Source organism: Actinomadura terrae (assembly GCF_022751215.1).
Lineage (GTDB): Bacteria > Actinomycetota > Actinomycetes > Streptosporangiales > Streptosporangiaceae > Spirillospora > Spirillospora terrae.
The window spans coordinates 929,494-952,925 of the sequence record NZ_JAICDG010000002.1; the positions used below are offsets into that span (position 1 = coordinate 929,494).

Here is a 23,432-nt window from a genome sequence, read left to right on the forward strand (position 1 = left end):
CGACCCGCCGCGCTTGCCCGGAATGAGATCATTCCGGCCATGCGTGGAACACGAACGGGTCGGTGACGGTGGAGCCGCTGCGTCCTGAAGATCCGTCCACTATCGGCGGTTACCCCTTGCTCGCCCGGCTCGGCGCGGGCGGCATGGGGCAGGTGTACCTGGGGTTGACCGGGGGCGGACGGCATATCGCGCTCAAGGTCATCCGCGAGGACTTCGAGGGGCCGCAGGCGCTGGCCCGGTTCCGGCGCGAGGTCCAGACGGCCGAGCGGGTGCGCAGCCGGTCGGCGGCGGCGATGGTCAGCGCCGGGCTCGACACGCCGCCGTACTGGCTGGCCACCGAGTACGTGCCGGGGCCGACGCTCAGGCAGGCCGTCGCCGAGCACGGTCCGATACCCCCTGACACATGCCTGCGGCTGCTCGGCGCGCTCGCGACCGGGCTGCTGGAGATCCACCGGCAGGGCGTCCAGCACCGCGACCTCAAACCGGGCAACGTGATCCTGGCGCCGGACGGACCGCGCCTCATCGACTTCGGCATCGCGCGCGGCGAGGACCAGACGCAGATCACCCAGACCGGCGTGTGGAACGGTACGCCGGGATATGTCGCGCCCGAGGTCGTCCGCGAGCAGGAGCCCGTCCCCGCGTCGGACGTGTTCTCGCTGGCGGGCACCATCGCCTACGCCGCCACCGGGCGTCCGCCGTTCGGCGGCGGGCGGATCGAGGCGATCCTGCACCGGACGTTGAGTGGCGACATCGACCTGGACGGCGCCGACCCGCGCGTCGCCGAACTCGTGGCGCTGTGCGCCGCGAAGGACCCGGCCGACCGCGCCACCCTCGAACGGTTGCTCCAGCTCACCGCGCCCTACGGCACCCTCGCCACCGACCCCGCGTACCGGCGGCTGGTGGGCGTGCTACCGCCGCTACCCTCTGGCGTGCCGGAGGCGGTCACGCTCGGGCTCGTTCCGCCCGGCCACACACGGGTGTCCGGCGGGCTGCTGAGTCATTCCCGCGCCGTCATCATCTCGGCGGTCGCGGCGGTGGTCGCGGTCGTGCTGGCGGGTTCGCTCGCGGCGCGTTTCCTGATGGACGGCGGGGACTCCGGAACCGGCGCGGGCGGCCCGCCCAGCGGGTCGCCGGAGCAGCGCCGGGGAGCGAGCACCCCGGCGGCGAAGGGCGGCACGTCAACCGCGCCGAACGGGACGGGCGCGACGGGTGCGACGGGTGCGACACGGTCGCCGGGTGGTCCTCCGCCGGACGTGATCCTCCTGAAGGAGCCGACCGACGAGTTCGACGCGGTCCGGTGGACGAAGGCCAACTTCCAGTGCCAGCCTGCCGTCCGTCCCGAGGACATGCGGTACTCGAACGACCTCCAGACGTCCGCGCCGCGCCAACCGTACGCCGCGCCCACCGTGGACCTCAGCATGCGGTTCAAGTACGCGCGGCCGTCCGGCTACTACGTGGCCGCCGAGATCCGCCCGCCCGCCGAGCAGCAGGGGAACGGCGTTACCGGAGTCGTCAGGAGCAAACCGCACCTGTACCCGAAGGGGGACGGTGACCTGACGCTCCACTATCCGGCCGATTTCAAGTGGCAGGGTTCCGGTAGCGAGGCGTATCCGCTGATGAAGGGCGACTGGACGGTCATCTGGTTGCACGTCCGCTCCAACGGCGACGCTTACTACCTGGGCTGCGACGGCTTCCCCGTACGCTGACCGCTGCGCGCTGCTCCCCGGGCATGCGGACGGCGGCCAGCAGGGCGACGGCGAGCAGGGCCAGGACGTACAGGCTCGTCCCGTCCCAGTGCCCGTTGTCGTAGGCGTAGCCCCCGGTGGTCCCGCCGATGCTGCTGCCGAGGTAGTAGGCGAACAGGTACAGGGCGGACGCCTGCGCGCGGGCGGACGCGGCGCGCCGTCCGATCCAGCCGCTCGCCACGGCGTGCGTCGCGAAGAACCCGACGGTGAAGACCAGCAGCCCGGCGCCGACGACCGGCAGGACGGGCGGCACCATCAGCGCCAGCCCCAGGGCCGCCAGCAGCAGCGCGCCGACCAGCACCTTGCGGCGTCCGGCCCGGTCGGCGAGGTGGCCCGCGCGGGCGGAGGCGACCGAGCCCGCGAGGTTCGTCACCGCGATCAGGCTCGCCACCGCCTGCGGGAGATGGAACGGTCCATCAAGGAGCCGGTAGGTAAGGAAGTTGTAGACGGTGACGAACCCGGCCATCGCGGTCATCGCGATCAGATACAGGCGCCGCAACCCGGGATCGGACAGGTGGGCGAGCAGCGGCCGGTACCCCACACGCGACCGGCGGAAAAAGCGCGACTGCGGAAGCAGCAACCAGAACGCGACCGTGAAAGCCACCGCGAGCACACCGGTGACGGCGAGCGCCCAACGCCATCCGGCGAAGCCCGCCACGACCCCGGGGACGAGGCGTCCGAGCACCCCGCCGATGCCGGTCCCGGCGACGTAGCGGCCCATCGCGCCGCCGAGGTGCGCGCCGTCCACCTCCTCGGCGAGGTAGGCCATCGCGACGGCGGGCACCCCGGCGAGCGCGAGCCCCTGGACGGTGCGGACGGCGGCGAGCTGCCCGAACGTCGAGCACACCGGCACCAGCAGCCCGACCAGCGCGGACGCGACGGACGAGACGATCATGACGCGGGTCCGCCCGAACCGTTCCGACAGTGAGCTGACCGGGATCACCGCGAGCGCCAGCGCGCCCGTGGACAGCGACACGAGGAGGCTGGCCCGCGCCGGGGAGACGTCGAACCCCTTCGAGAGTTCCGGCAGCAGCGCCTGCGTGCAGTAGAGCGACATGAACGTGGTGAGCCCGGCCGCGAACAGGGCGAGGTTGACGCGGCGCAGGCCGGGGGAGCCGGGGCGGTGGCGCGCGAGGGCCTCCGGAGGGGCGAGGGTCATGGGATACAGCGTCAACGCGAAAGAGTCATGCGTCCAATGAAAGTTTGCTTCCACATTGATGCGCGTACATCATGAATGCCATGGATCTGGTGACGGTGCGGTGGTTCCTCGCCGTCGCGGAACTCGGGCATGTGACGAACGCCGCGACGGAACTGCGCGTCTCGCAGCCCGGCCTGTCCCGCGCGATCGCCCGGCTGGAGCGCGAGCTGGGCGTCCCGCTGTTCGACCGGGCGGGACGCGGCGTCGTCCTCAGCCGCTACGGGGAGGTGTTCGCCGAGCACGCCCGCCGCCTCGTCGCCGAGGAGGAACAGGCCCGCCGCGCGCTCGCGCAGGCCGCCGACCCCGACCGCGGCGAGGTGTCGCTGGCCTTCCTGCACACCCAGGGCCCGTCCTTCGTCCCCGATCTGATCCGCCGCTACCGGCTCGACCACCCCGGCGTGACGTTCCGGCTCAGCGAGGGCCGCTCCGAGCGCATCCTCGGAATGATCCTGGACGGGAGCGCCGACCTCGCCATCACGAGCCCATGCCCGGACGACGCGTCCCTCGTCTGGCACCCGCTCGTCGTCGAACGCCTCCAACTCGCGGTGCCCGCGTCCCACCGTCTGGCGGGCCGCCGCCGCGCCACCGTGCGCGACGTCCTCGACGAGCCGTTCGTGGCGTTCCTCAAGGGCGCCGGCCTGCGCGTGATCGCGGAGGAGCTCTTCCGGCTCGCCGGCGCCCGGCCGAAGATCGCGTTCGAGGGCGAGGAGACCTCGACGGTCCGGGGCCTGGTCGCCGCCGGTCTCGGCGTCGCGGTCGTGGCGCCGCTCCGCCCGGACGAGGAGGTCCCCGGCGTCCGGCACATCACGCTCTCCGAACCCGCCGCCGTCCGGACGATCGGCCTCGCCTGGGCGAAGGCCCGCACCCGCCCCCCGGCCGTCGAGGGCTTCCGCAGATTCGTGACAGGCGGAGATCACCCGCCGATACAGTGATCGCGAGGGGGGCGAATGCACACGGGCCTACAGGGGAAAACCGCGCTGGTCACCGGGGCATCTCGGGGAATCGGTAAAGCAATCGCGACCGCGCTCGCCGCTGAGGGCGCGTCCGTCGTCCTGTCGTCCCGCAAACAGGAGGCACTGGACGAGGCGGCCCGCGAGATCCGCGCCGCGCATCCCGGCGCCCGCGTCCTCGCCAAGGCCGCCCACGTCGCCCACCGCGACGAGGCCGAGGCCTGCGTGAACGCCGCGATCACCGAGTTCGGCGGCCTGGACGTCCTGGTCAACAACGCCGGAACGAACCCCTACTACGGCCCGATGGCCGACATCGACCCGGCCGCCGCCGCGAAGACCGTCGAGGTCAACCAGTTCGCGCTCGTCCAATGGACCCAATTGGCCTGGCGCGCGTCCATGCGCGAGAACGGCGGCGCCATCGTCAACATCGCCTCCGTCGGCGGCATGGTGACCGAGCACGGCATCGGCTACTACAACGCCACCAAGGCCGCGGTCATCCACCTCACCCGCCAGTTCGCGATGGAACTCGCCCCCGCCGTCCGCGTCAACTGCATAGCCCCCGGCCTCATCAAAACAACCCTCGCCCGCGCCCTCTGGGAAAACAAAGAAGACCAGATAGCCGCCTCAACCCCGCTAGGGCGCATCGGCCAACCCGAAGACATAGCGAACGCCGCCCTCTTCCTGGCAGGCGAAACCGCGTCCTGGATGACCGGCCAAACGCTGGTGATAGACGGCGGCACCACAATCCGCCCCACCCTCATCTGACCCCGGCATCGCGGGGTGTGCCGCCCGCCTCCAGCGGGACGAAGGCGGGGGAGAGTTCGGGGGCGGAGGTTTGCGGGTTGGGGCAGCGGGGAGGGTGGGGCAGATCCGATCCCGAACGAACGAGACGTGAGGAGCTGATCGTGCTCACGCTGACCAGCGGTGCCGTCCAGGTCATACGTACCGTCACCGCCAACCCCGAACTCCCGCCGGACACCGGGATCCGCATCGAGTCAGGGACCGATGGTTCGGACGCGCTGCGCCTCTCGGTGGCGCCCGCCCCCGAGGCGGGCGACCAGGTCGTCGAAGAGGAGGGCGCGAAGGTCTATCTGGAACCGGCCGTCGCCGTGATGCTCGACGACAAGAAGCTCGACGCCCAGGTCGATCCGCAGGGGGATGTGGCCTTCACCATCGCGGAGGGCACCGAGATCTGAGCCGCGTCCTGGTCGCCCCGTTCGACCAGGACGGAGGTGAGACCGGGGCGCCGATCGCGCGGGTCGGCGTCCCGGTCTCTCATTCAACGGCCAGCACGACCGCGACGATCGCGAACACGAACGCGGCCGTGGTGAGGACCAGGAACGCGCCGACGACGGCGCAGGCCAGGCCGCGCGGCTGGTCGTGCCAGTTCCTGCGGCGCTCTTCCGGGGAGGTCACGGCACCAGTGTGGCACCGTGAAAAGATCGGATGATGCGTCTCACCAAGCTCGGCCACGCCTGCGTCCAGATCACCCGGGACGACCGGACGATCATCATCGACCCCGGGTCGTTCAGCGGCGCCGCCGGCGCGCTCGCCGCGTCCGACGCCGTCCTGATCACGCATGAGCACTTCGACCACTTCGACGCCGACGGCCTGCGCGCAGCCATGGCGCAGCGTCCCGCGTTGGAGGTGTGGACGTCCCGGGTCGTCGCGGAGAGCCTCGCGGACCTCGGTGGGCGTGTGCACCAGGTCGGGCATGGGGACGCGGTCACGATCGCCGGTTTCGACGTCCATGTGTATGGCGAGGAGCACGAGATCCTCCATCCGGACGTCCCGCCCATCCCGAACGTGGGTTTCCTCGTGGACGGGGAGGTCTTCCACCCCGGGGACGCGCTCACCGTGCCGGCGGAGCCGGTTCCGACGCTGTGCCTGCCGGGCAACGCGCCGTGGATGAAGATTCCGGAGCTGTACTCGTATGCGCGGGCGGTGCGTCCCGAGCGGGCGTTCGTGGTGCATGACGGGCTGCTGAACGACGTCGGGCTCATGGTCATGGAGAAGCACGTCGGCGCGGCGGGCGAGGAACTGGGCAAGGACTTCCGCCGGTTGGAGCCGGGCGAGTCCGTCGAGCTGGGCGCGGCATGACCGCCGTCCGGGCCGTCTTCTTCGACATCGGCGAGACGCTCATCGACGAGGGCGAGATCTACGGCCGCTGGGCCGACTGGATCGGCGTTCCGCGGCACACCTTTCTCACCAAGTTGGGCGCGCTGCTGGCGACCGGCGGCGACCAGATGGACCTGTTCCAGCACTTCCGTCCGGGATTCGACCTTGAGGTGGAGGAGAAGCGGCGCGCCGAGGCGGGCGTGCCGAACGGATTCGGGCCGGACGATCTCTATCCGGACGCGCGGGCATGCCTGGCGGCGCTCCACGACCAAGGCCTCTACATCGGGATCGCGGGCAACCAGCCGGTGGAGGCCGGCGAGCGGATGGCGGCGCTCGGCCTCGCCGCCGACGCCATCGGGATCTCGGACGTGTGGGGCGTCGCGAAACCGTCCCAGCAGTTCTTCGAGCGCTGCGCCCGGCTCGCAGGCGTGCCCCCCGAACACGTCCTTTATGTAGGGGACCGAATCGACAACGACGTCAGGCCCGCGGTGGCATACGGGATGCAAGCGGCCTTCCTGCGGCGCGGCCCATGGGGGCACATCCAGAAGGACGACGCCGCCCTGAGCGAATGCCTGTTCGTCCTGGACGGTCTGGACGTCCTCCCAGGGCTGGTCGCGCGGCACAACGCCACCCCCTAAGGGTGATCCCCTAATTCGGGAGTATGGCGCTGAACAGGCCGAATGGTCGATGTGGCCGGGGGCGTCCGGTTCGTAGCGTGGGGTATGTGGCCATCGCGGCCACGGCCGCCGGACAAGCGGCCGACCACCATCGAATCGGGGAGAGAAGCTCATGAACGGCCTTTACCGTCCGCGCCACGGCAGGATCATCGCCGGTGTCTGCGCCGGTCTGGCTCAGCGGTTCGGCATGGCGCCCTGGACGGTCCGGCTGCTGGCCCTGCTGTCCTGTCTGCTGCCCGGACCGCAGTTCGTCGTCTACCTCGTCCTGTGGGTGATGCTGCCCAGCGAGGACCGCTACGTCGCCCGCACGCACTAAGCCACGCGCCAGGCCCCCCGCGCGAGCCGCCGCACCGCATGATCATTGGAGGCTCTTGGCCCGGCCCCCCGCTGGGTGTTAGATCGTGGCACACCGTTCCCCAGTGGGAGGGAAGGAGCCGCGGTGCCGGACGAGGGCCCGGGTATGACGGACGAGGGCCCGGAGGCGGGTGCCGAGCGGGCGGCCCGCCTGCTCGGATACCTGCGCGACCTGGCGCGGGCGCGGCTGCGGCCCGCCCGCGAGCTGGCCGAGCACGACCAGGTGCACTGGCTCGCCGAGCTGCCCGGCGACGTCTATGTGGAGGTCGACGCCGGGCCCGGCGACGTGCTGTTCAGCGTGCCGGTCATTCCGCTGACGCCCCCGGCGGTGCTGGAGGAGTTCGACGGCTGGCTCGGCCTGCGGCACTGGTACCGCGTCCTGCGCGACCTGGCCGAGCAGGAGCCGGGGCGCGGCCAGGAGGTCGTGCTCGCGACCGGGCTGCTCTCCTGGGGGCCCGACGGCGGCGACCCGGTCCACGATCATCTGCTGAACACCCCGGTCCGGGTCGTGGTGGACGGGCGGACCGAGCGCGTCGACGTCGTCCTCGCCGGTCCCGCGACGATCCGCGACCGCGAGCTGCTCGCCGGGCACGACGGGAAGGCCGGGTGGGTGTGGGACGCGGTGCAGGCCGGGCAGGGCTTCGGGCTCAACGCCTCGGTCGGCGACGTCCTGCGGAAGTGGTGCGCGGAGACGTTCCCGGACCCGGTCGACTACCGGGAGGACTGGCCGCCCGGACCGGACGGGCCGCTGCCGCCGTCGCCGCGGCTGCGGCTCGCGCCCGCGCTGGTCGTCCGCCCGCCGGGCCGGGGCGCCGTCGCCGACTACCACGCGCGGATGATCGGGATGCTGGCGAGCGGGACCCCGGTCCCGGGCGGCCTCGCCCGGTTCATCGCGCGCGGCGGCGGGCAGCTCGTCAAGCACGTCGAGGAGGCGGACCCGGATACGGTCCGGGACTTCCTCGCGGGGGTCCTGGTCCTCGGCATGCGGGTGCTGGTCGCCACGTCCGGCGCGACCGCGTCGGGCGCGCTGCGCGCCGCGCTCCCGCCGGGGCTCGCGGCCCTCACGGCCGCCGACCCGGCCGCCGCTGGCCAGGTCGCGGAGGCGATCCGCAACAAGACCGGCCCCAAAGCGGATCAGGAGGCGCTCGCCGAGCGGGAGGCGGTCACCGAGCGCGAGGTCGCCGGGCTGCGCGAGCGGCTGAGGGAGGCGGAGGCGACCGGTGCGACCGATCTCGGCTCCGGCTACCGGGGCGGGCGCGGCGAGCTGGCGCGGCGGCTGCGCGCCGAGGCGTCCGAGCTGTCGTGGATGCCGGTCCGGGCGGAGCTGCCGCCGGTGCCGCCGATCTCCCGCGCCGAGGCGTCCGAGCTGATCGTGCTGCTCGCGGAGGAGACGCCCGAGCGCAAGGCCCGCACCGTGCAGCGGGACGTGGACCCCGGCGCGCTGCCGAGCCCCGCCTACGTCCGGACGCTGTTCGAGGCGGAGGCGGCGGCCGCCGAGCGCGCGGCGCGCTCGGAGACCGACCTGTCGCGGCGGCTGCGCGGCCTGGACGTCGCGCTCCTCGCCCGCCTCGACGCCGCCGCCTCGGTCGTCGACGCCGCGCTCGGCGATCTCGGGCTGGGCGGGCATCCGGGCGGCTGGAACCCCGCCGACCTGGCCGTCCTCGCGTTCGGCGACGCGCTCGCCCAGCACCGCCCGCTCGTCTGGACACGGGTCGCGGAGATGGCGAACCGCGCGCAGTGGGCCGGCCGCGCGGTCGCGGGCATGGCCGGGCACCGGATCGAGCTGCCGCCCGAAGCGCACCTGCGCAAGCTCGCGACCATGGCCCAGGACCTGCGCGGATACCTCGCCGACGGCGGCAGCCTGCGGCGCGGCCCGCTGCGTCCGGCGGTGCAGCGGCAGGCCGAGCCGCTGCTGACCGGCGCGACCGTGGACGGCGCCGCGCCCACCACCCCGGAGCTGCTCGACCTCGTGTTCACCGAGGTCATGGTGCGGATGACCTGCCAGGAGCTCCAGTACGTGTGGGAGGCCGCCGGGATCTCCTTCCCCGCCGACCCGCCGCTCGCCGACCGCGTCGCCCGCTTCGTCCGGGCGCACGCGCGGCTGGCCCGCGTCCGGGAGGCGATTCCGTCGGTGAACGAGACCGCCGACCTCCTCGGGCACGCGTCCGTGACGATCCCGTTGAGCCATCCGATGCAGTGGCACGCGTACGTGTCCGCGTTGCGGAGCGCGATGGAGGGCCTCGCCGTCAACCGCGCCCGCGCCGACCTCGACGCGCTCCGCGACTCCATCGGACCGGTGGACGGCGACGACCCGCCCGAGTTGGCCGACGCGCTCGCCGCCATCGACGACCGCGACGCCGCCGCCTACGGCCGCGCCCTCGGCGCGCTCGCCGAGGGACGGCACGAGCGGGCGTTGCAGATCCGCTGCGAGGAGCTGCTGAAACGCGTCCGCGCGGGCCATCCCGACCTCGCGAACCTGCTGGTCGCGACCGACGGCGACGCGAGCTGGCAGGCCCGCGCCGAGCGCTGGGACGAGGCGTGGGCCTGGGCGCGGGCGTCGGCGCGGCTCGCCGAGACCGTCCCGTCCCCGGCCGAGGAACGGCTGCGCGCCGACCTCGCCGAGGCCGAGGACCGCCTCCGCACCGCCAAGGACGAGCTGGCGTCCGCCCGCGCGTGGGCGGCGGTCCGGCCGTCCCGGTCGAGCGACCCGGCCGAGATCGTGCCGGCCTGGATCCTGCCGCTGTGGCGCATCCCCGACGCGCTCCCGCCGCGTCCCGGCTCGTTCGACGTCGTGATCGTGGACGGGGAGCACGGCGCGGGCGCCGAGGCCCTGTTCCTGCTCTGGCTCGCCCCCCGGATCATCCTCGTCGGCCCCTCGGGTCCGGAGCTTCCCCTCCCGGACGGGCCCGTCCCGGCGACCCCGCTCCCGGACGTCCTGGAGGGCAGGATCACGCCCACGACCCCGCTCTTCGAGGCCCTGACCTCCGAACCCGACAAACCTGAACGCCTGCGAGCCGCCGCCCCGGAACCCGAACCGGCACCGCCACCGGCCCCGGAGCCGACCCCGGCGCCGAAGGCATCCCAGCAGGTCACCGAGCGGCCGCCGGAGGCCGTCCGGCGCGGCCGGTCGATCGCGAGCTACAAGCGGGCCGAGCTCGTCGAGCTGGTCGGACGGATCGCCGCGCGCGAGCCGAGCCTGTCCGACGACCAGCTGGTGGAGCTGGCGTCCCGGCTGCTCGCCTGCCCTCCCGACGAGGCGCTCCTGGTCGGCGCCCGCCTCCGCTACGCGGTGGAGGTGTTCCGGGCGGGCGGCTAGTGGAATGACTCGTTCCGTTCCGCTATTATGGAACGGAACGATATGTTCCTATGGAGGGCCGATGCCGCGCACGCTCGACCAGCGCACGCTCAACCGCACGACGCTGGACCGCCAGTTGCTCCTCGCCCGCTCCGCGATGCCGCCGCTGGGCGCGGTCGAACGGCTCGTCGCACTCCAGGCGCAGGACCCGAACCTGCCCTACTACGGCCTGTGGTCCCGCCTCACCGGCTTCCACCAGCAGCAGCTCACCGACCTGCTCAACGACCGCTCGGTGGTCCGCTCGTCGATCCTGCGGGGAACCCAGCACGTCGCCACCGCCGAGGACTTCCGCTACGTCCGGCCGCTCGTCCAGCGGAGCCTGCTGAGCGGGCGGCAGGCCGCTTTCGGCCGCACCACCAAGGACTGGGACCTGGACGAACTCGCCGCGCGGGCCCGCAAGCTCCTCGAAGGCCGGACGCTCACGCGCCCCCAACTCGCCCGCGAACTCGCCGAGATCTGGCCCGGCCGCGACCTCCAGGCGCTCGGCTGGTCGGTGCAGGCGCTGGTCCCGGTCGTCCATCCGCCGCCCAGCGGGACCTGGAACACCTGGGGCGCCACCCCGTTCGCGCTCCCGGAGGACTGGATCGGAAAGCCTCCGCACGACGATCCCACCCCCGACCACCTCATTCACCGGTATCTCGCCGCATTCGGCCCCGCCTCGGTCAAGGACTTCCAGATGTGGTCGGGCATGCGCCGGATGGACGCCGACTTCGAGCGCCTGCGTCCCGGCCTCCGCGTTTACCAGGACGAGAACGGCGTGGAATTGTTCGACCTCCCGGAAGCCGCATTGGTGGAGGACGCCCCCGCACCCGTCCGTTTCCTTCCCGACCTGGACAATCTCCTCCTCGCCTACGCCGACCGCACCCGCGTCATGACCAACGAGCAGCGAAAAGTCATCTGCGTCGGCGCGTGGGTGAAGGCGACCCTGCTCGTGGACGGCCGCGTCCACGGGATCTGGAGTCTCAAGCACGACCGGAAAGCACTGCACGCGAAGCTCACCATCGAACTCTTCGCTCCACTCCCGGACGAGCAGCACGTTCAGGAGGAGGCCGAAGCGCTCCTGCGATTCGCCGCCCCCGACTCCGAACACGAAATCCACATGGCCCCACTCCGGTGAACCGGTCACGCGAATCGTCGTACGAGTGTCATGGGGAGTCGGTAGAAATGTCCGTGTGACGGGATGGGACGAGGAGGCGATGGCGCGCCTGCGGGCCGCCGCGCAGCGCGGCGACGGTGCCGCCGGGCTGGCCGCGCTGGACGATCGCCCCCTTGAACCCGTCCTCCAATATGCGGGCGACGTGCTGCTGGCCGCCCTGGCCGAGGGCCGCCCAGCCGAGGAACGAGCCCGCCACGTCCTAGCAGAACTGAACGGACGCGACCTCCCCGGCGACGCCGAACTGGCCGACCAGCTGTCGACGGCACTGGGAACCCCGCGAACCGACGAGCCCCTGACACCCATCCCGGTAGATCTCGGCGCGCTAGCCGCCGCCCTAGAGGACGACGAGCCGCACCTCCTCGACCTGCACCGAGGCGACGTCCTCCCCGCGACTGACCTGGCGGACGAGCCCACCCTCGACGCGACCGACCCGTCCTACGACCCCGACCGCTGGCTCCTCATCCCGCCCAACAGCCGACCCCCCGACACCTCCGAGGAAGTCCGCCGCGCCGCAGCCCGCCACTGGCTCGCCGCCCAGAACCTCCGCCCCGCCCCCCGCACCCTCTAGGAACCAGGCCGGACAAGCGGGAACGGGATCGTCTCGCGGATGCTGCGCCCGGTCAGAGTGATCAGCAGCCGGTCGATCCCCATGCCCATCCCGCCCGCCGGAGGCATCGCGTACTCCAGCGCGCGCAGGAAGTCCTCGTCCAGCTCCATCGCCTCGGGGTCGCCCCCGGCCGCCTGGAGCGACTGCTCGGTGAGCCGCTGCCGTTGCAGGATCGGGTCGATCAGCTCCGAGTAGGCGGTGCCGAGCTCCAGCCCGAAGACGATGAGGTCCCACTTCTCGGCGAGGCGCGGGTCGTCGCGGTGCGGGCGGGTCAGCGGCGACGTCTCGGCCGGGTAGTCGCGGACGAACGTCGGCTCGGTCAGCCTCTCCTCGACCAGCGCCTCGAACAGCTCCTGGACGACGCGTCCCTGCCCCCAGACGGGGTCGAGGTTCAGCCCGGACCGCTCGGCGAACGTCCGCACCTTCGCCGCCGGGGTGTCGGGCGTGACCTCCTCGCCGAGCGCCTCCGACACCGACCCGTAGACGGTGATCTCCCGCCACGGCTGCGCCAGGTCGTACTCGACGCCGTCGCGCACCACGACCGACGTGCCGAGCGCCGCCTTCGCCGCGTCCACGACGAGCGAGCGGGTGAGGTCGGCCATCGTGTCGTAGTCGCCGTAGGGCTCGTAGGCCTCCAGCATCGTGAACTCGGGGTTGTGCTTCTGCGACACGCCCTCGTTGCGGAAGTTGCGGTTCAGCTCGAAGACCCGTCCGACGCCGCCGACCAGCAGCCGCTTCAGGTACAGCTCGGGCGCGATCCGCAGGTAGAGCTGCATGTTGTAGGCGTTGATGCGGGTGGTGAACGGCCGCGCCGCCGCGCCGCCGTGGATCGGCTGGAGCATCGGCGTCTCGACCTCCAGGTAGCCGCGCGCGCGCAGCCCGTCCCGGACGGCGGCCACCGCGTCGCCGCGCATCCGCAGCATCCGGCGGGCCTCGTCGTTGACGATGAAGTCGACGTAGCGCTGCCGGACGCGGGCCTCCGGGTCCGACAGGCCCGACCGCTTGTTCGGCAGCGGCCGCAGGCACTTGGCCGTTAGCCGCCACTCCTCGGCGAGCACCGACAGCTCGCCGCGCCGGGACGTGACGACCTCGCCCCGCACGCCGACCTGGTCGCCGAGGTCGATCAGCGACTTCCAGTATCCGAGCGACTCCTCGCCGAGCGCGTCGGCGGTCAGCATGACCTGGATGTCGGCGGTCTCGTCCCGCAGCGTGACGAAGATGAGCCGGCCGTGCTCGCGGGCGAGGACGACACGCCCGGCGATCGCGACGTGCTCACCGGTGCGGGTGTCGGGCGGCAGGCACGGGAACCGGTCGCGGACGGCGGCGGCGAAGTCGGCGCGCTCGAACGACAGCGGGTAGGGCTCCATGCCGCAGGCGCGGATCTGGTCGAGCTTGGCGTGCCGGACCCGCTCCTGCTCCGACAGCCGCCGCTGCGGCGCGCGGGCCGACTCGGCGGCCTCCTCGATCTCCTTGATCCGGTCGACGAGGCCCATCGTCGGCACCATCGCGGCCGCGCGGTCGAGCTTCGGGCGGTTGAAGCTTGGCAGGAACCCCTCGGCGCGCGCGTAGGCGAGCCCGAGCCGGACGATGTGCCGCCCCTGCTGGTAGCAGATGAACCGGGGCCGCCAGTGCGGCAGGTACTTGGCGTTGGCCAGGTACAGCGACTCCAGCTGCCAGAACTTCGACGCGAACGACAGGAACCGGTAGTAGGCGCGCGCGACGGGCCCGGCGCCGATCTGGGAGCCGCGCTCGAACGCCGAGCGGAGCATCGCGAAGTTCAGCGAGAGCTGCTGCGCGCCGACCGCCGCCGCCTTCTCGGCGAGCTTGGCGACCATGTACTCGTTCAGCCCGTTCTCGGCGGCGCGGTCGCGGCGCATCAGGTCGAGGGACAGGCCCGTCCGGCCCCACGGGACGAAGCTGAGCAGGCCGCGCAGCTCACCCTCGGCGTCGAACGCCTCGACCATCACGCAGCGCCCGTCGGTCGGGTCGCCGAGCCGCCCGAGCGCCATCGAGAAGCCGCGCTCGGTCTCCTCGCCGCGCCAGGCGTCCGCGCTGCGGATCAGCTTGGCCATCTCCCAGCCGGGGATCTGCGAGTGCCGCCTGATCCGCACCGTGTACCCGGCCCGCTCGACCCGCCGGACGGCCTGCCGGACCTGCCGCATCTCGCGTCCGTCGAGGTTGAAGTCGGTGAGGTCGATGATCGCCTCGTCGCCGAGCTCCAGCGCGTCGAACCCGTGCCGCTTGTAGATGTGCGCGGCGCGCTCGCCGACGCTGACCGCGCCCGGGATCCACGCGTGCGCGCGGCACTCGCCGAGCCACGCCTCGATCGCCTGGTCCCACGACTCGGGATCGCCGAGCGGGTCGCCGCTGGCCAGCGAGACCGAACCCTCCACCCGGTAGGCGATGGCCGCCTTACCGTTCGGCGCGACGATGATGTCCTTGTCCCGGCGCAGCGCGAAGTAGCCGAGCGAGTCCTGGTCGCCGTACTCGGCGAGCAGCGCGCGCGCCGCGAGCTCCTCCGGCGGGCTCAGGACGGGGTCGCGGCGGCCCGGTTTGAACAGCGCCCAGAACGTCCCGACGAACAGTCCGGTGCCGAGCACCCACAGGATCACGTCCACGTAGAACGGGACGTGGACGTCGATCGGCTTGCCCGTGACGCGCGGCCCGAGGACGGTCTGGGTGATCGCGTAGACCGGGTGCGTCCAGAAGTCGCCCTTGGAATTGCGGTCGGTGACGGTGACGAGGAAGGTGCCGATGCCGCAGGTCACGACCAGCAGGCAGGTGAAGACGATCGCGGCGAGCCGCCGGTTGGCGCGGTCGGGCAGGGTGGTGAACTGCCCGCGCGCGGCGACCAGCAGGCACAGCACCGCGAGGTACACGGTCGCGGTGACGATCAGGCCGACCGGGGTCGGCCGGTCGGGGTCGAACAGGGTCGTGAGCACGCCGGTGACGCTGAGCACGGCGGGCAGGCAGAACATCAGCACGAGGATCCGCCAGGCGGCCTTCTTGCGCCGCCGCACGCCCATCGACAGCAGGATCCAGACGAGCCCGACGGGCACGCTCGGGAACCAGCCGAGGTACCCGATCCAGCGCAACGCCCAGATGTCGGCTATCTCGAGGATGAGACCATAGGAGACCCACGCCAGCAGTGACAGGATGCCGGAGAGACGGGTGTACCAGAAGAAGATCGTCGGCGCGGCCATGACGAGCCGCCGCCACTCGCCGGTCATGCCCTTCTCCGGCATCGTCCCCCCGTCGGCACGCTGTGCAACTCTCTTATTTGTACCGGGTGTCACGTCGATCACGCTTCCGTCCGCACTCCCTCGCCCTGTGGCGAACCGCGGAGTGGTGCCGGGCGTCGTACGGGTAGGGGGTTGTGGCTTGCAAGCTCGGTCCAAGGTTCTCAGTAAAAGTCGATATGGTCGCGGATATGCCAAATGAACCCGGTGAGCGGTTGCTCGCCCGCCGCTACCGACTGGTAACCCAGGTCGGCCGAGGCGGCATGGGGACGGTCTGGCAGGCACACGATGAGGTCCTCGGTCGGGACGTCGCTGTGAAGGAGGTCATCCTCCCGCATGGTCTCACCGATGAGGAGCGCGCCGTCCACCACAAGCGGACCTTTCGGGAGGCGCGCACCGCGGCGCGGCTCGGCCATCCCGGGGTGGTCACCGTGTACGACGTCGTCGAGGAGGACGACCGCCCCTGGATCATCATGGAGCTCATCCGCGCGCGCTCCCTCGACCAGGTGATCAAGCAGGAGGGGCCGCTCGAACCGCGCCGCGCCGCCGAGATCGGCCGGCAGATGCTCGCCGCGCTGCACGCCGCGCACGAGGCCGGGGTGCTGCACCGCGACGTCAAGCCCAGCAACGTGCTCGTCACCGGCAGCGGCGGGGCGGGCGACCGGGCCGTGCTCACCGACTTCGGCATCGCCACCGCCTCCGGCGACGCCACCCTCACCCAGACCGGCCTGGTCATGGGCTCGCCCGCCTACATCGCGCCCGAGCGGGCGCGGGGCCGCGTCGCCGGGCCCGCCTCCGACCTGTGGTCGCTCGGCGTCACGCTGTACGCGATGCTGCACGGCAAGTCGCCGTTCGAGCGTCCCGAGCCGATGGCCGCGCTGGTCGCCGTCATCTCCGAGGACCCCGACCCCCCCGAGAAGGGCGGCCGCCTCGTCCCGGTCATCGAGGGCCTGCTGGCGAAGAACCCCGACCAGCGGATGGGCGCCATCGAGGCCGGGGCGCTGCTGGACGACATCGTCCGCCAGGAGACCATCGACACCCAGCGCACGATGGCCGTCGAGTACCCGCTGGAGGCCCCGGCCGCGCAGACGCGGCTGACCCCGATCCCCGAGCTCCCCGACACGCCCGAGATCCCGGACGTGTCGGCCCCCGACAACGCGCGCCCCGACCAGCTCACCCGCTTCGACCCGGTCAAGAAGCCCGCCAAGCCGCACCGGCCCCGTCCCGTGACGCCGCCCGCCGGTTCGCGGCCCGCGGGCCCGCCGCCGGGCGGTCCGCGAAACGACCCGCCGAACAGGGCGCGCGGGCCGGCGGGGCCGAGCGACACCGCGCACGACGAGCCGCGCCCGGACACCACCGTCCTGGACGACTCCACCCTCGCCGCCGCGGCCGGCACCGCCCCGGTGGGCGGCGGCACGTCCTGGCAGGCCGGGCCGCCGACGCGTCCGGCGGGAGCCGTCCAGCAACCGCCGCCGCCGGGCCCGCCCGGCGCGCCCGAGGGTCCGGGGCGTCCCGCGATGCCGGCGCTCACGCTCAACCGGAACGCGCTCATCATCGGCGCGGTCGTGCTCGTCATCATCGTGGTCATCGCCGGGATCGCGATGGCCAGTTCGGGCGGCGGCTCCGACGACCCCGGCAAGAAGGGCGCGCAGCCGCCGACGAAGTCGCCGTCGCCGTCGGCGCCCGCGACGTCCGCGAAGCCGAGCGGCACGCCGAGCCCCGCGCTTCCGGCCGGGTTCCACATGCACCGCGACCGCAGCGGCTACGCCGTCCCCGTCCCGGACGGCTGGAAGGGCCCCGAGCGCAAGACCGGTGGCGACTTCTTCTACTCGCCCGACCGCTCGACCTACGTCCAGATCGGCCAGACCAGCAAGCCGGGCGCGAGCGCGATCGGCGACTGGCGGGACGCCGACGCCGGCGGCCCCGGCTTCCCGGGCTACAAGAAGATCAAGATCGTGCCGACCGGCGACCAGCCGCCCGTGCCCGACACGGGCAACGGCGACAAGTCCGCCGACTGGGAGTTCACCTTCGACGGCGACGGCGGGCGGCTGCACATCCTCAACCGCGGCTTCGTCGCGAACGGGCACGGCTACGCGATCCTCGTGCGCGCCCCCGACGGCCGCTGGGGCAAGGAGCTCGCCGCGCTCCAGCCCGTGTACCGGTTCTTCGAGGCCGCCAAAAAGTGAACGCAGGATCGGTGTATGCCGATCTGTTAAGTGAGATCGGTAGGGTCGCGACACATGTCGGACGCGGAACACGCGGATCACACGGACGGGCGGCTCCTGGCCGGCCGGTACCGCCTGCTGTCGGTGGTCGGGAGCGGGGGGATGGGCACGGTGTGGCGTGCCCGCGACGAGACCCTCGCGCGCGACGTCGCGGTGAAGGAGGTCGTGCTGCACGCCTCCCTCAGCGCCGAGGATCGCGAGAACCGGCACCGCAGGACGCTGCGCGAGGCGCGCGCGTCGGCGCGGTTGAACCATCCGGGCGTCGTGACGGTCCATGACGTCGTCGACGAGGACGACCGCCCGTGGATCGTCATGGAGCTGGTGCGGGCCCGCTCGCTCCAGGACGTCATCGACGAGGACGGGCCGCTCCCGCCCGGGCGCGTCGCCGCCATCGGGCGGCAGGTGATCGGCGCGCTGCGCGCCGCGCACGCGATCGGCATCCTGCACCGCGACGTCAAGCCCGCGAACGTGCTCGTCACCGAGGACGACCGCGCCGTCCTCACCGACTTCGGCATCGCGCAGATGGCGGGCGACGCGACGCTGACCAACACTGGGTTGATCATGGGGTCCCCGGCGTACATGCCGCCGGAGCGGGTCAACGGCGAGCCCGCGATCCCCGCGTCCGACCTGTGGGCGCTCGGCGCGACGCTCTACGCCGCGTGCGAGGGCCGCGCGCCGCACCACCGCAGCGACGCGATGGCGGTGCTCGCGGCGGTCATGACGCAGGAACCGCCGCCGCCGCGCAACGCCGGGCCGCTCGCGCCCGTCCTCGCGGGGCTGCTCCAGCGCGACCCCGTCCGGCGGCTGAGCGCCGACCAGGCGGAGGAGGCGCTCGCGGCCGTCGCGTCCGGGCACGCGGCGAGCCAGGCCGCCGCGCAGCTCGCGATGCAGGCGGGCGGGAGGGGCGAGACCGCGACCGACCGGCACTGGACCACCGACCAGCACTGGAACACGGGGACGGCGGTGGACGGCGGCGCCACGCTGGCCGCGCCGCCCGCCCCCGTCCCCGACCACTACGCGACGCCGACCGGCGGCCCGTGGACGGCCGCCGCGCCCGCCGCGCCCGCCGCGACCGGTGCCGCGCCGAAGGGCCGGTCGAGGCTGCCGATGATCCTCGGCGCGGTCGCCGTCGTCGTGCTGCTCGTCCCGGTGGCGATCTTCCTGTGGCCGGACGGCGCGTCCAGCGGCGGGCCCCGCACCTCGGGTTCGCCGGTCGCCAACCCGCCCGCGAGCACGGGCGTGAGCGACCCCACGCAGCGGACGACGTCGCCGTCCCCGACGCCGCCGACCCCGACGGTTCCGACCCCGGCGCGGCTTCCGACGGGCCTCGTCCGCGCGTCCGGCCCCGGCTACACGATCGGCGTGCCGGACGGCTGGAGGCGCACGGCAGAGGGCAACCGCGTGTCCTGGATCGACCCCGCGTCCGGCGCCTACGTCCAGGTCGACCGGACCCCGTGGACGGGCGACCCCTACGACCACTGGGTCGCCTGGGAGCAGCAGGCGCTCGCCGACGGCAAGCTGGAGGGCTTCCAGAAGCTCGGGATCACCCGCACGACCGTCGGGTCGCTGCCCGCCGCCGACATCGAGTTCCTGTGGTCGCGCCAGGGCGGCACCCGGGCCCGCGACCGCGGCGTGATCGTGAACGGCACCCCGTACGCCGTGATCGTGGCGCTCCCGGCCGCCAGGTGGAACGACCGGGCGGCTCTCGTGAACAATGTGCTCGACAGTTTCCGCCCCGCCGGGGCGGGTTGAGCATCAGGGAGACCGTTCAGGAATGGCACAGGAGGCGCGGCTGCTCGGCAACCGCTACCGGCTCGACTCGGTGGTCGGTCGCGGCGGCATGGGCACCGTGTGGCGCGCCTACGACGTCATGCTCGACCGCGAGGTCGCGGTCAAGGAGGTCGTGCTCCCGCCGGGGCTGAGCGACGCCGAGCGCGCCGTCCTGTACGAGCGGACGTTCCGCGAGGCGCGGGCGTCGGCGCGGCTGAGCCACCCCGGCGTGGTGATCGTCCATGACGTGGTGGAGGAGGCCGACCGGCCCTGGATCGTGATGGAGCTGGTCAGCGCGCCGTCGCTCCAGGACCTGCTCGACCGCGGGCCGATCGGGCACCGCCGGGTCGCCGAGATCGGCCTCCAGATGCTCGCGGCGCTGCGGCACGCCCACGAGAAGGGCATCCTGCACCGCGACATCAAGCCCAGCAACGTGCTGATCACCGACGCGGGCCGGGTCGTGCTCACCGACTTCGGCATCGCGCAGATGGAGGGCGACGCGACGCTCACCCAGACCGGGCTGGTCATGGGCTCGCCCGCCTACATCCCGCCCGAGCGGGCGCAGGGGGAGCGGGCGGTGCCCGCGTCCGACCTGTGGGCGCTCGGAGCGACGCTGTACGCGGCCGTCGAGGGGCATTCCCCCTACGAGCGTTCGGACGCGATGGCCTCGCTCCAGGCCGCGCTCACCGAACCCGTCCCGCCGGCGCGCAACGCGGGCCCGCTCGCGCGCGTGCTGGACGGCCTGCTGGCCCGCGAGCCGGTGCACCGGATGACCGCCGCGCAGGCGCAGCCGCTGCTCGTCCAGGTCGCGACGCTGCCCGCGGCGCCGATGACCGCGGCGGACGCGACGATGCTGGACGAGCCGTCCGGCCGCTTCCCCGGGGCCGCGAAGGGCGAGGACGCCGCCGACACCGTCCTGGACCCGAGCGAGATCGAGGCGGCCACCCGGCACGACGGCACGAACCAGCACTTCCCGGGTCCGGCGACACCGCGCAAGGCGCAGCCCGAGCCGAAGACGCTGCTGGAGACCGACTGGGCCCCGCCGCCCCCTCCCTCGAATCTCCAGCCGCCCCAGACGCCGCCGCCGTGGGAGCAGCCGCGCCAGCAGTCGAACTGGCAGCAGCCCCCGCCGCCCCCGACCGTCGACGACACCGGTCGGCACGTCCAGGGCGAGCGCCGCAGGACCGTGCTGATCGTCACGGTCGCGGTGATCCTGGTGATCGTGGCGGTGCTGGCCGGGGCGTTCATCCTGCGCGAGAAGCTCCACTCGGGCGCCCTGGACGCGACCCGCGCCCCCCGGACCTGGACGATGACGCCGGACCCGAAGGCCTGAAGCCCGGTTTCAGGGAACGGGTCAGGAGCCGGCGGTCAGCGCGTCCAGCGCGCGGCGCAGCTCGGCGACGTGGTCCTCCAGGTCGCCGGGCCCGTCGCCCGAGCGGAGCCGGGCGACGTCGTCCTCGACGAGCGCGAGCCGCTCGTCCAGCGCCTTGAGGAGCCGTTCGCAGCCCTCGGCACCCTCGGTGGCCTCGGCGAGGGTGGTGCGCAGCAGCGCGGCCTGCCGGGCCAGCTCCAGGTTGCGGTGGTTGAGGTCGACGAACACCTGGACCTTCGCGCGCAGCAGCCACGGGTCGAACGGCTTGGTCAGGTAGTCGACGGCGCCCGCCGCGTAGCCGCGGAACGCCTGCTCGCCGGCCTCCCCGGCGGCGGTCAGGAAGATGATCGGGATGTCGCGGGTACGCGGTCTGGCCTTGATGTGCCCGGCGGTCTCGAACCCGTCCATTCCCGGCATCACGACGTCGAGCAGGATCAGCGCGAAGTCGTCGTTGAGCAGCTCCTTGAGCGCGTCCTGACCCGAGGAGACGGGGACGACCTCCACCGGCAGCGCGTCGAGCACGGCCGCGAGGGCGGTCAGGTTCTCCTCCCGGTCGTCGACGGCCAGAATCCTCGTGGCGTTCGGCACCGCACCCCTCCGCGTCGGTGACCTGCGTCGGTGACCTGCTATGCGTCCCACCTTGTCATGTCAGTGCGGGCCACGACAGTCAATCGCCCCAGAGTGCCGATTTCTAGGGCAGCCAACCGGGCTTGACGAGCCCCGACTCGTAGGCGAACACGACCAGCTGCGCGCGGTCGCGGGCGCCGAGCTTGACCATCGTGCGGCTGACGTGGGTCTTCGCGGTCGCGGGGCTGACGACCAGGCGCGCCGCGATCTCCTCGTTCGACAGTCCCTCACCGACCAGCGCCATCACCTCCCGCTCCCGGTCGGTCAGCGCGTTCAGCCGGGGCGAGGGCGCGGGCTCCTTGGCCCGGGTGGCGAACTCGGCGATCAGCCGCCGGGTCACGCTCGGCGACAGCAGCGCGTCCCCGGCCGCCACCGCCCGGACGGCGTGGATCAGCTCCACCGGCTCGGTGTCCTTGACGAGGAAGCCGCTCGCGCCGCCGCGCAGCGCCTCGAACACGTACTCGTCCAGCTCGAACGTGGTGAGGATCACGATGCGCGCGCCGTCCAGCCGGTCGTCGGCGGCGATCTGGCGGGTGGCGGCGAGCCCGTCCAGGCCCGGCATGCGGATGTCCATGAGGATCACGTCGGGACGCAGCGTCCGCGCCAGCCGGGCCGCCTCCGCGCCGTCGCTCGCCTCGCCGACGACCTCGATGTCGGCCTGGGCGTCCAGCAGCGCCCGGAAACCCGCCCGCACCAACGCCTGGTCGTCGGCCAGCAGGACCTTGATCACCGTGCGCCCCTCTCCAGCGAAGCCTCGTCCGCGGGACCGCCCCCCGGCTCCTCGTCCAGCGGCAGCCGCGCCACCACGCCGAACCCGCCGCCCGACCGCGGCCCGGCGTCGAACGTGCCGCCCAGCGCCGCGGCCCGCTCGCGCATGCCCCGGATCCCGCTGCCGCCCGGACGGTCGTCCAGCAGGGCCGCGCCGCGCCCGTCGTCCTCGACCCGCACCTCGATATCGCGTTCACCGTAGGCGATCCGGACCCGCGCCGTCACCGGCCCCGGCCCCGCGTGCCGCGTGACGTTGGTCAGCGACTCCTGGACGATCCGGAACGCGGCGAGGTCGGTGCTCGCGTGCAGCGGCCGGCGCTCGCCGGTGACCTCGGTCTCCACCCGCAGCCCCGCCGACCGGGCGCGGTCGAGGAGGTCGTCGAGCCGGTCGAGCCCGGCGGTGGGGGAGCGCGGGGCGCTCTCGCCCTGCGCGCGCAGCGCCCCGATCACCCCGCGCATCTCGGTCAGCGCCTCCTTGCTGGCCTCCTTGATCGCGGCGAGCGCCGTCCGCGCCTGCTCGGGGTGCTCGTCCATCAGGTGCAGCGCCACGCCCGCCTGCACGTTGATCATCGAAATGTTGTGCGCGAGGACGTCGTGCAGCTCGCGCGCCATCCGCAGCCGCTCCTCGCTGGCCTGGCGGCGCTCCTCCTCGGCGCGGACGCGGGCGGCCTCGGCCGCCTTCTGCCCGCGCGCCCGCAGCAGCTCGGCGGCGATCAGCACGACCAGCGCCCAGCCGATCACGAAGATCGTCGAACCGAGGCTCGGCCGCTCCACCGGGAACAGCCCGCTCTTGCCGCGCTGGTCCCGGTCGACGCCGATCAGCAGCGTGAGCCCGAAGTAGGCGGCGAGCCCGGCGCCCGTCCCCGCCCACGCCGCCGTCCGGTGCCCGGCCGCGACCGCCGCGAACAGCGCGACCGCGAGCGAGAACGGCGCGGGCCCGTAGGTGTAGGCGCGCAGCAGGTAGAGGAAGGTGACCAGCGCGGTGGCGGCCAGCGTCGCGACCGGGTTGCGGCGCCGGAACAGCAGCAGGACGGGACCGGCGAGCAGCAGCGCGAACCCCAGCGGGTCCAGGGGCGTGTCATGGTCCTCCCCCCAGCCGTGCGGGCCGCCGTGCCTGCTCTCGGCCCCGCCGGGGGGGCCGTGCTGCGCCGCGAGCGACCCCAGCACCTGGACGAACGCCAGGAACAGCGGGACGACCCACACGGGCCACCGGGCCGGGTTCGGCAGCCGCGGCCCGTGCGGCGGAGAGGTGCTCATGTCAGCACGTTAGG

19 protein-coding genes are annotated in these 23,432 nt (G+C 73.1%); 13 read left to right on the top strand and 6 right to left on the bottom strand.

Going from position 1 to position 23,432, the window contains the following annotated elements; genetic code table 11:
* Positions 1-62: 62 nt before the first annotated feature.
* Positions 63-1,706, top strand: a complete 1,644-nt coding sequence (locus K2F47_RS14325; RefSeq protein ID WP_242903343.1) for a serine/threonine-protein kinase — start codon at positions 63-65, stop codon at positions 1,704-1,706.
* Here the strand turns inward: K2F47_RS14325 and K2F47_RS14330 are convergent.
* On the bottom strand, positions 1,636-2,904 hold the full coding sequence (locus tag K2F47_RS14330; protein ID WP_242903344.1) for an MFS transporter: 1,269 nt from the start codon (positions 2,902-2,904) through the stop codon (positions 1,636-1,638). The two genes, K2F47_RS14325 and K2F47_RS14330, sit on opposite strands and share 71 nt — an antisense overlap.
* Positions 2,905-2,984: 80 nt before the next feature.
* On the opposite strand from K2F47_RS14330, the gene K2F47_RS14335 reads away from it, so the two are divergent.
* The 3 genes from K2F47_RS14335 (at position 2,985) to K2F47_RS14345 (ending at position 5,089) form a co-directional block, all read left to right on the top strand.
* Positions 2,985-3,875 carry a LysR family transcriptional regulator gene (locus tag K2F47_RS14335; RefSeq protein ID WP_242903345.1) on the top strand — a complete coding sequence of 297 codons (891 nt, stop codon included), beginning with the start codon at positions 2,985-2,987 and terminating at the stop codon, positions 3,873-3,875.
* Between the two features lie 15 nt (positions 3,876-3,890).
* Complete coding sequence (locus tag K2F47_RS14340) at positions 3,891-4,658, top strand: SDR family oxidoreductase (RefSeq protein WP_242903346.1); 768 nt, start codon at positions 3,891-3,893, stop codon at positions 4,656-4,658.
* Between the two features lie 140 nt (positions 4,659-4,798).
* Entirely contained in the window at positions 4,799-5,089 is a 291-nt protein-coding gene (locus K2F47_RS14345; protein ID WP_214618467.1) for a Fe-S cluster assembly protein HesB, read from the top strand.
* 79 nt (positions 5,090-5,168) lie between these two features.
* On the opposite strand, the gene K2F47_RS14350 is transcribed toward K2F47_RS14345, so the two are convergent.
* Entirely contained in the window at positions 5,169-5,309 is a 141-nt protein-coding gene (locus K2F47_RS14350; protein WP_242903347.1) for a hypothetical protein, read from the bottom strand.
* Positions 5,310-5,342: 33 nt separating this feature from the next.
* Between K2F47_RS14350 and K2F47_RS14355 the strand changes: the two genes are divergently transcribed.
* From K2F47_RS14355 to K2F47_RS14380, 6 genes are all read left to right on the top strand, one after another.
* On the top strand, positions 5,343-5,993 hold the full coding sequence (locus K2F47_RS14355) for an MBL fold metallo-hydrolase (RefSeq protein ID WP_242905970.1): 651 nt from the start codon (positions 5,343-5,345) through the stop codon (positions 5,991-5,993).
* Positions 5,990-6,649, top strand: coding sequence for an HAD family hydrolase (locus K2F47_RS14360; protein WP_242903348.1), 660 nt, complete (start codon positions 5,990-5,992; stop codon positions 6,647-6,649). Before K2F47_RS14355 ends, K2F47_RS14360 begins: the two co-directional genes overlap by 4 nt.
* 151 nt (positions 6,650-6,800) lie before the next feature.
* Positions 6,801-7,004, top strand: coding sequence for a PspC domain-containing protein (locus K2F47_RS14365; RefSeq protein WP_242903349.1), 204 nt, complete (start codon positions 6,801-6,803; stop codon positions 7,002-7,004).
* A gap of 123 nt (positions 7,005-7,127) precedes the next feature.
* Complete coding sequence (locus K2F47_RS14370; protein ID WP_242903350.1) at positions 7,128-10,358, top strand: DEAD/DEAH box helicase family protein; 3,231 nt, start codon at positions 7,128-7,130, stop codon at positions 10,356-10,358.
* A 61-nt stretch (positions 10,359-10,419) separates the two neighbouring features.
* Positions 10,420-11,514 (top strand): winged helix DNA-binding domain-containing protein, encoded by a 1,095-nt coding sequence (locus K2F47_RS14375; protein ID WP_242903351.1) that lies wholly within the window; start codon positions 10,420-10,422, stop codon positions 11,512-11,514.
* Positions 11,515-11,569: 55 nt separating this feature from the next.
* A complete protein-coding gene (locus K2F47_RS14380) occupies positions 11,570-12,121 on the top strand; it encodes a hypothetical protein (protein ID WP_242903352.1) in 552 nt (183 codons plus the stop codon).
* Here the strand turns inward: K2F47_RS14380 and lysX are convergent.
* A complete protein-coding gene (gene lysX / locus K2F47_RS14385; RefSeq protein WP_242903353.1) occupies positions 12,118-15,405 on the bottom strand; it encodes a bifunctional lysylphosphatidylglycerol synthetase/lysine--tRNA ligase LysX in 3,288 nt (1,095 codons plus the stop codon). The two genes, K2F47_RS14380 and lysX, sit on opposite strands and share 4 nt — an antisense overlap.
* A 185-nt stretch (positions 15,406-15,590) precedes the next feature.
* On the opposite strand from lysX, the gene K2F47_RS14390 reads away from it, so the two are divergent.
* From K2F47_RS14390 to K2F47_RS14400, 3 genes are read left to right on the top strand one after another with little or no spacing between them, the layout of a single operon-like run.
* On the top strand, positions 15,591-17,585 hold the full coding sequence (locus K2F47_RS14390; protein WP_242903354.1) for a serine/threonine-protein kinase: 1,995 nt from the start codon (positions 15,591-15,593) through the stop codon (positions 17,583-17,585).
* A gap of 54 nt (positions 17,586-17,639) precedes the next feature.
* Entirely contained in the window at positions 17,640-19,376 is a 1,737-nt protein-coding gene (locus K2F47_RS14395; RefSeq protein ID WP_242903355.1) for a serine/threonine-protein kinase, read from the top strand.
* Positions 19,377-19,398: 22 nt separating this feature from the next.
* Positions 19,399-20,727 (top strand): serine/threonine-protein kinase, encoded by a 1,329-nt coding sequence (locus K2F47_RS14400; protein WP_242903356.1) that lies wholly within the window; start codon positions 19,399-19,401, stop codon positions 20,725-20,727.
* 21 nt (positions 20,728-20,748) lie between these two features.
* On the opposite strand, the gene K2F47_RS14405 is transcribed toward K2F47_RS14400, so the two are convergent.
* From K2F47_RS14405 to K2F47_RS14415, 3 genes are all read right to left on the bottom strand, one after another.
* Positions 20,749-21,354: a response regulator gene (locus K2F47_RS14405; protein ID WP_242903357.1), complete on the bottom strand. Its 606-nt coding sequence runs from the start codon at positions 21,352-21,354 to the stop codon at positions 20,749-20,751.
* A gap of 103 nt (positions 21,355-21,457) precedes the next feature.
* Positions 21,458-22,123 carry a response regulator gene (locus K2F47_RS14410; RefSeq protein WP_242903358.1) on the bottom strand — a complete coding sequence of 222 codons (666 nt, stop codon included), beginning with the start codon at positions 22,121-22,123 and terminating at the stop codon, positions 21,458-21,460.
* Positions 22,120-23,418 (bottom strand): sensor histidine kinase, encoded by a 1,299-nt coding sequence (locus tag K2F47_RS14415; protein WP_242903359.1) that lies wholly within the window; start codon positions 23,416-23,418, stop codon positions 22,120-22,122. Before K2F47_RS14415 ends, K2F47_RS14410 begins: the two co-directional genes overlap by 4 nt.
* Positions 23,419-23,432: the final 14 nt, after the last annotated feature.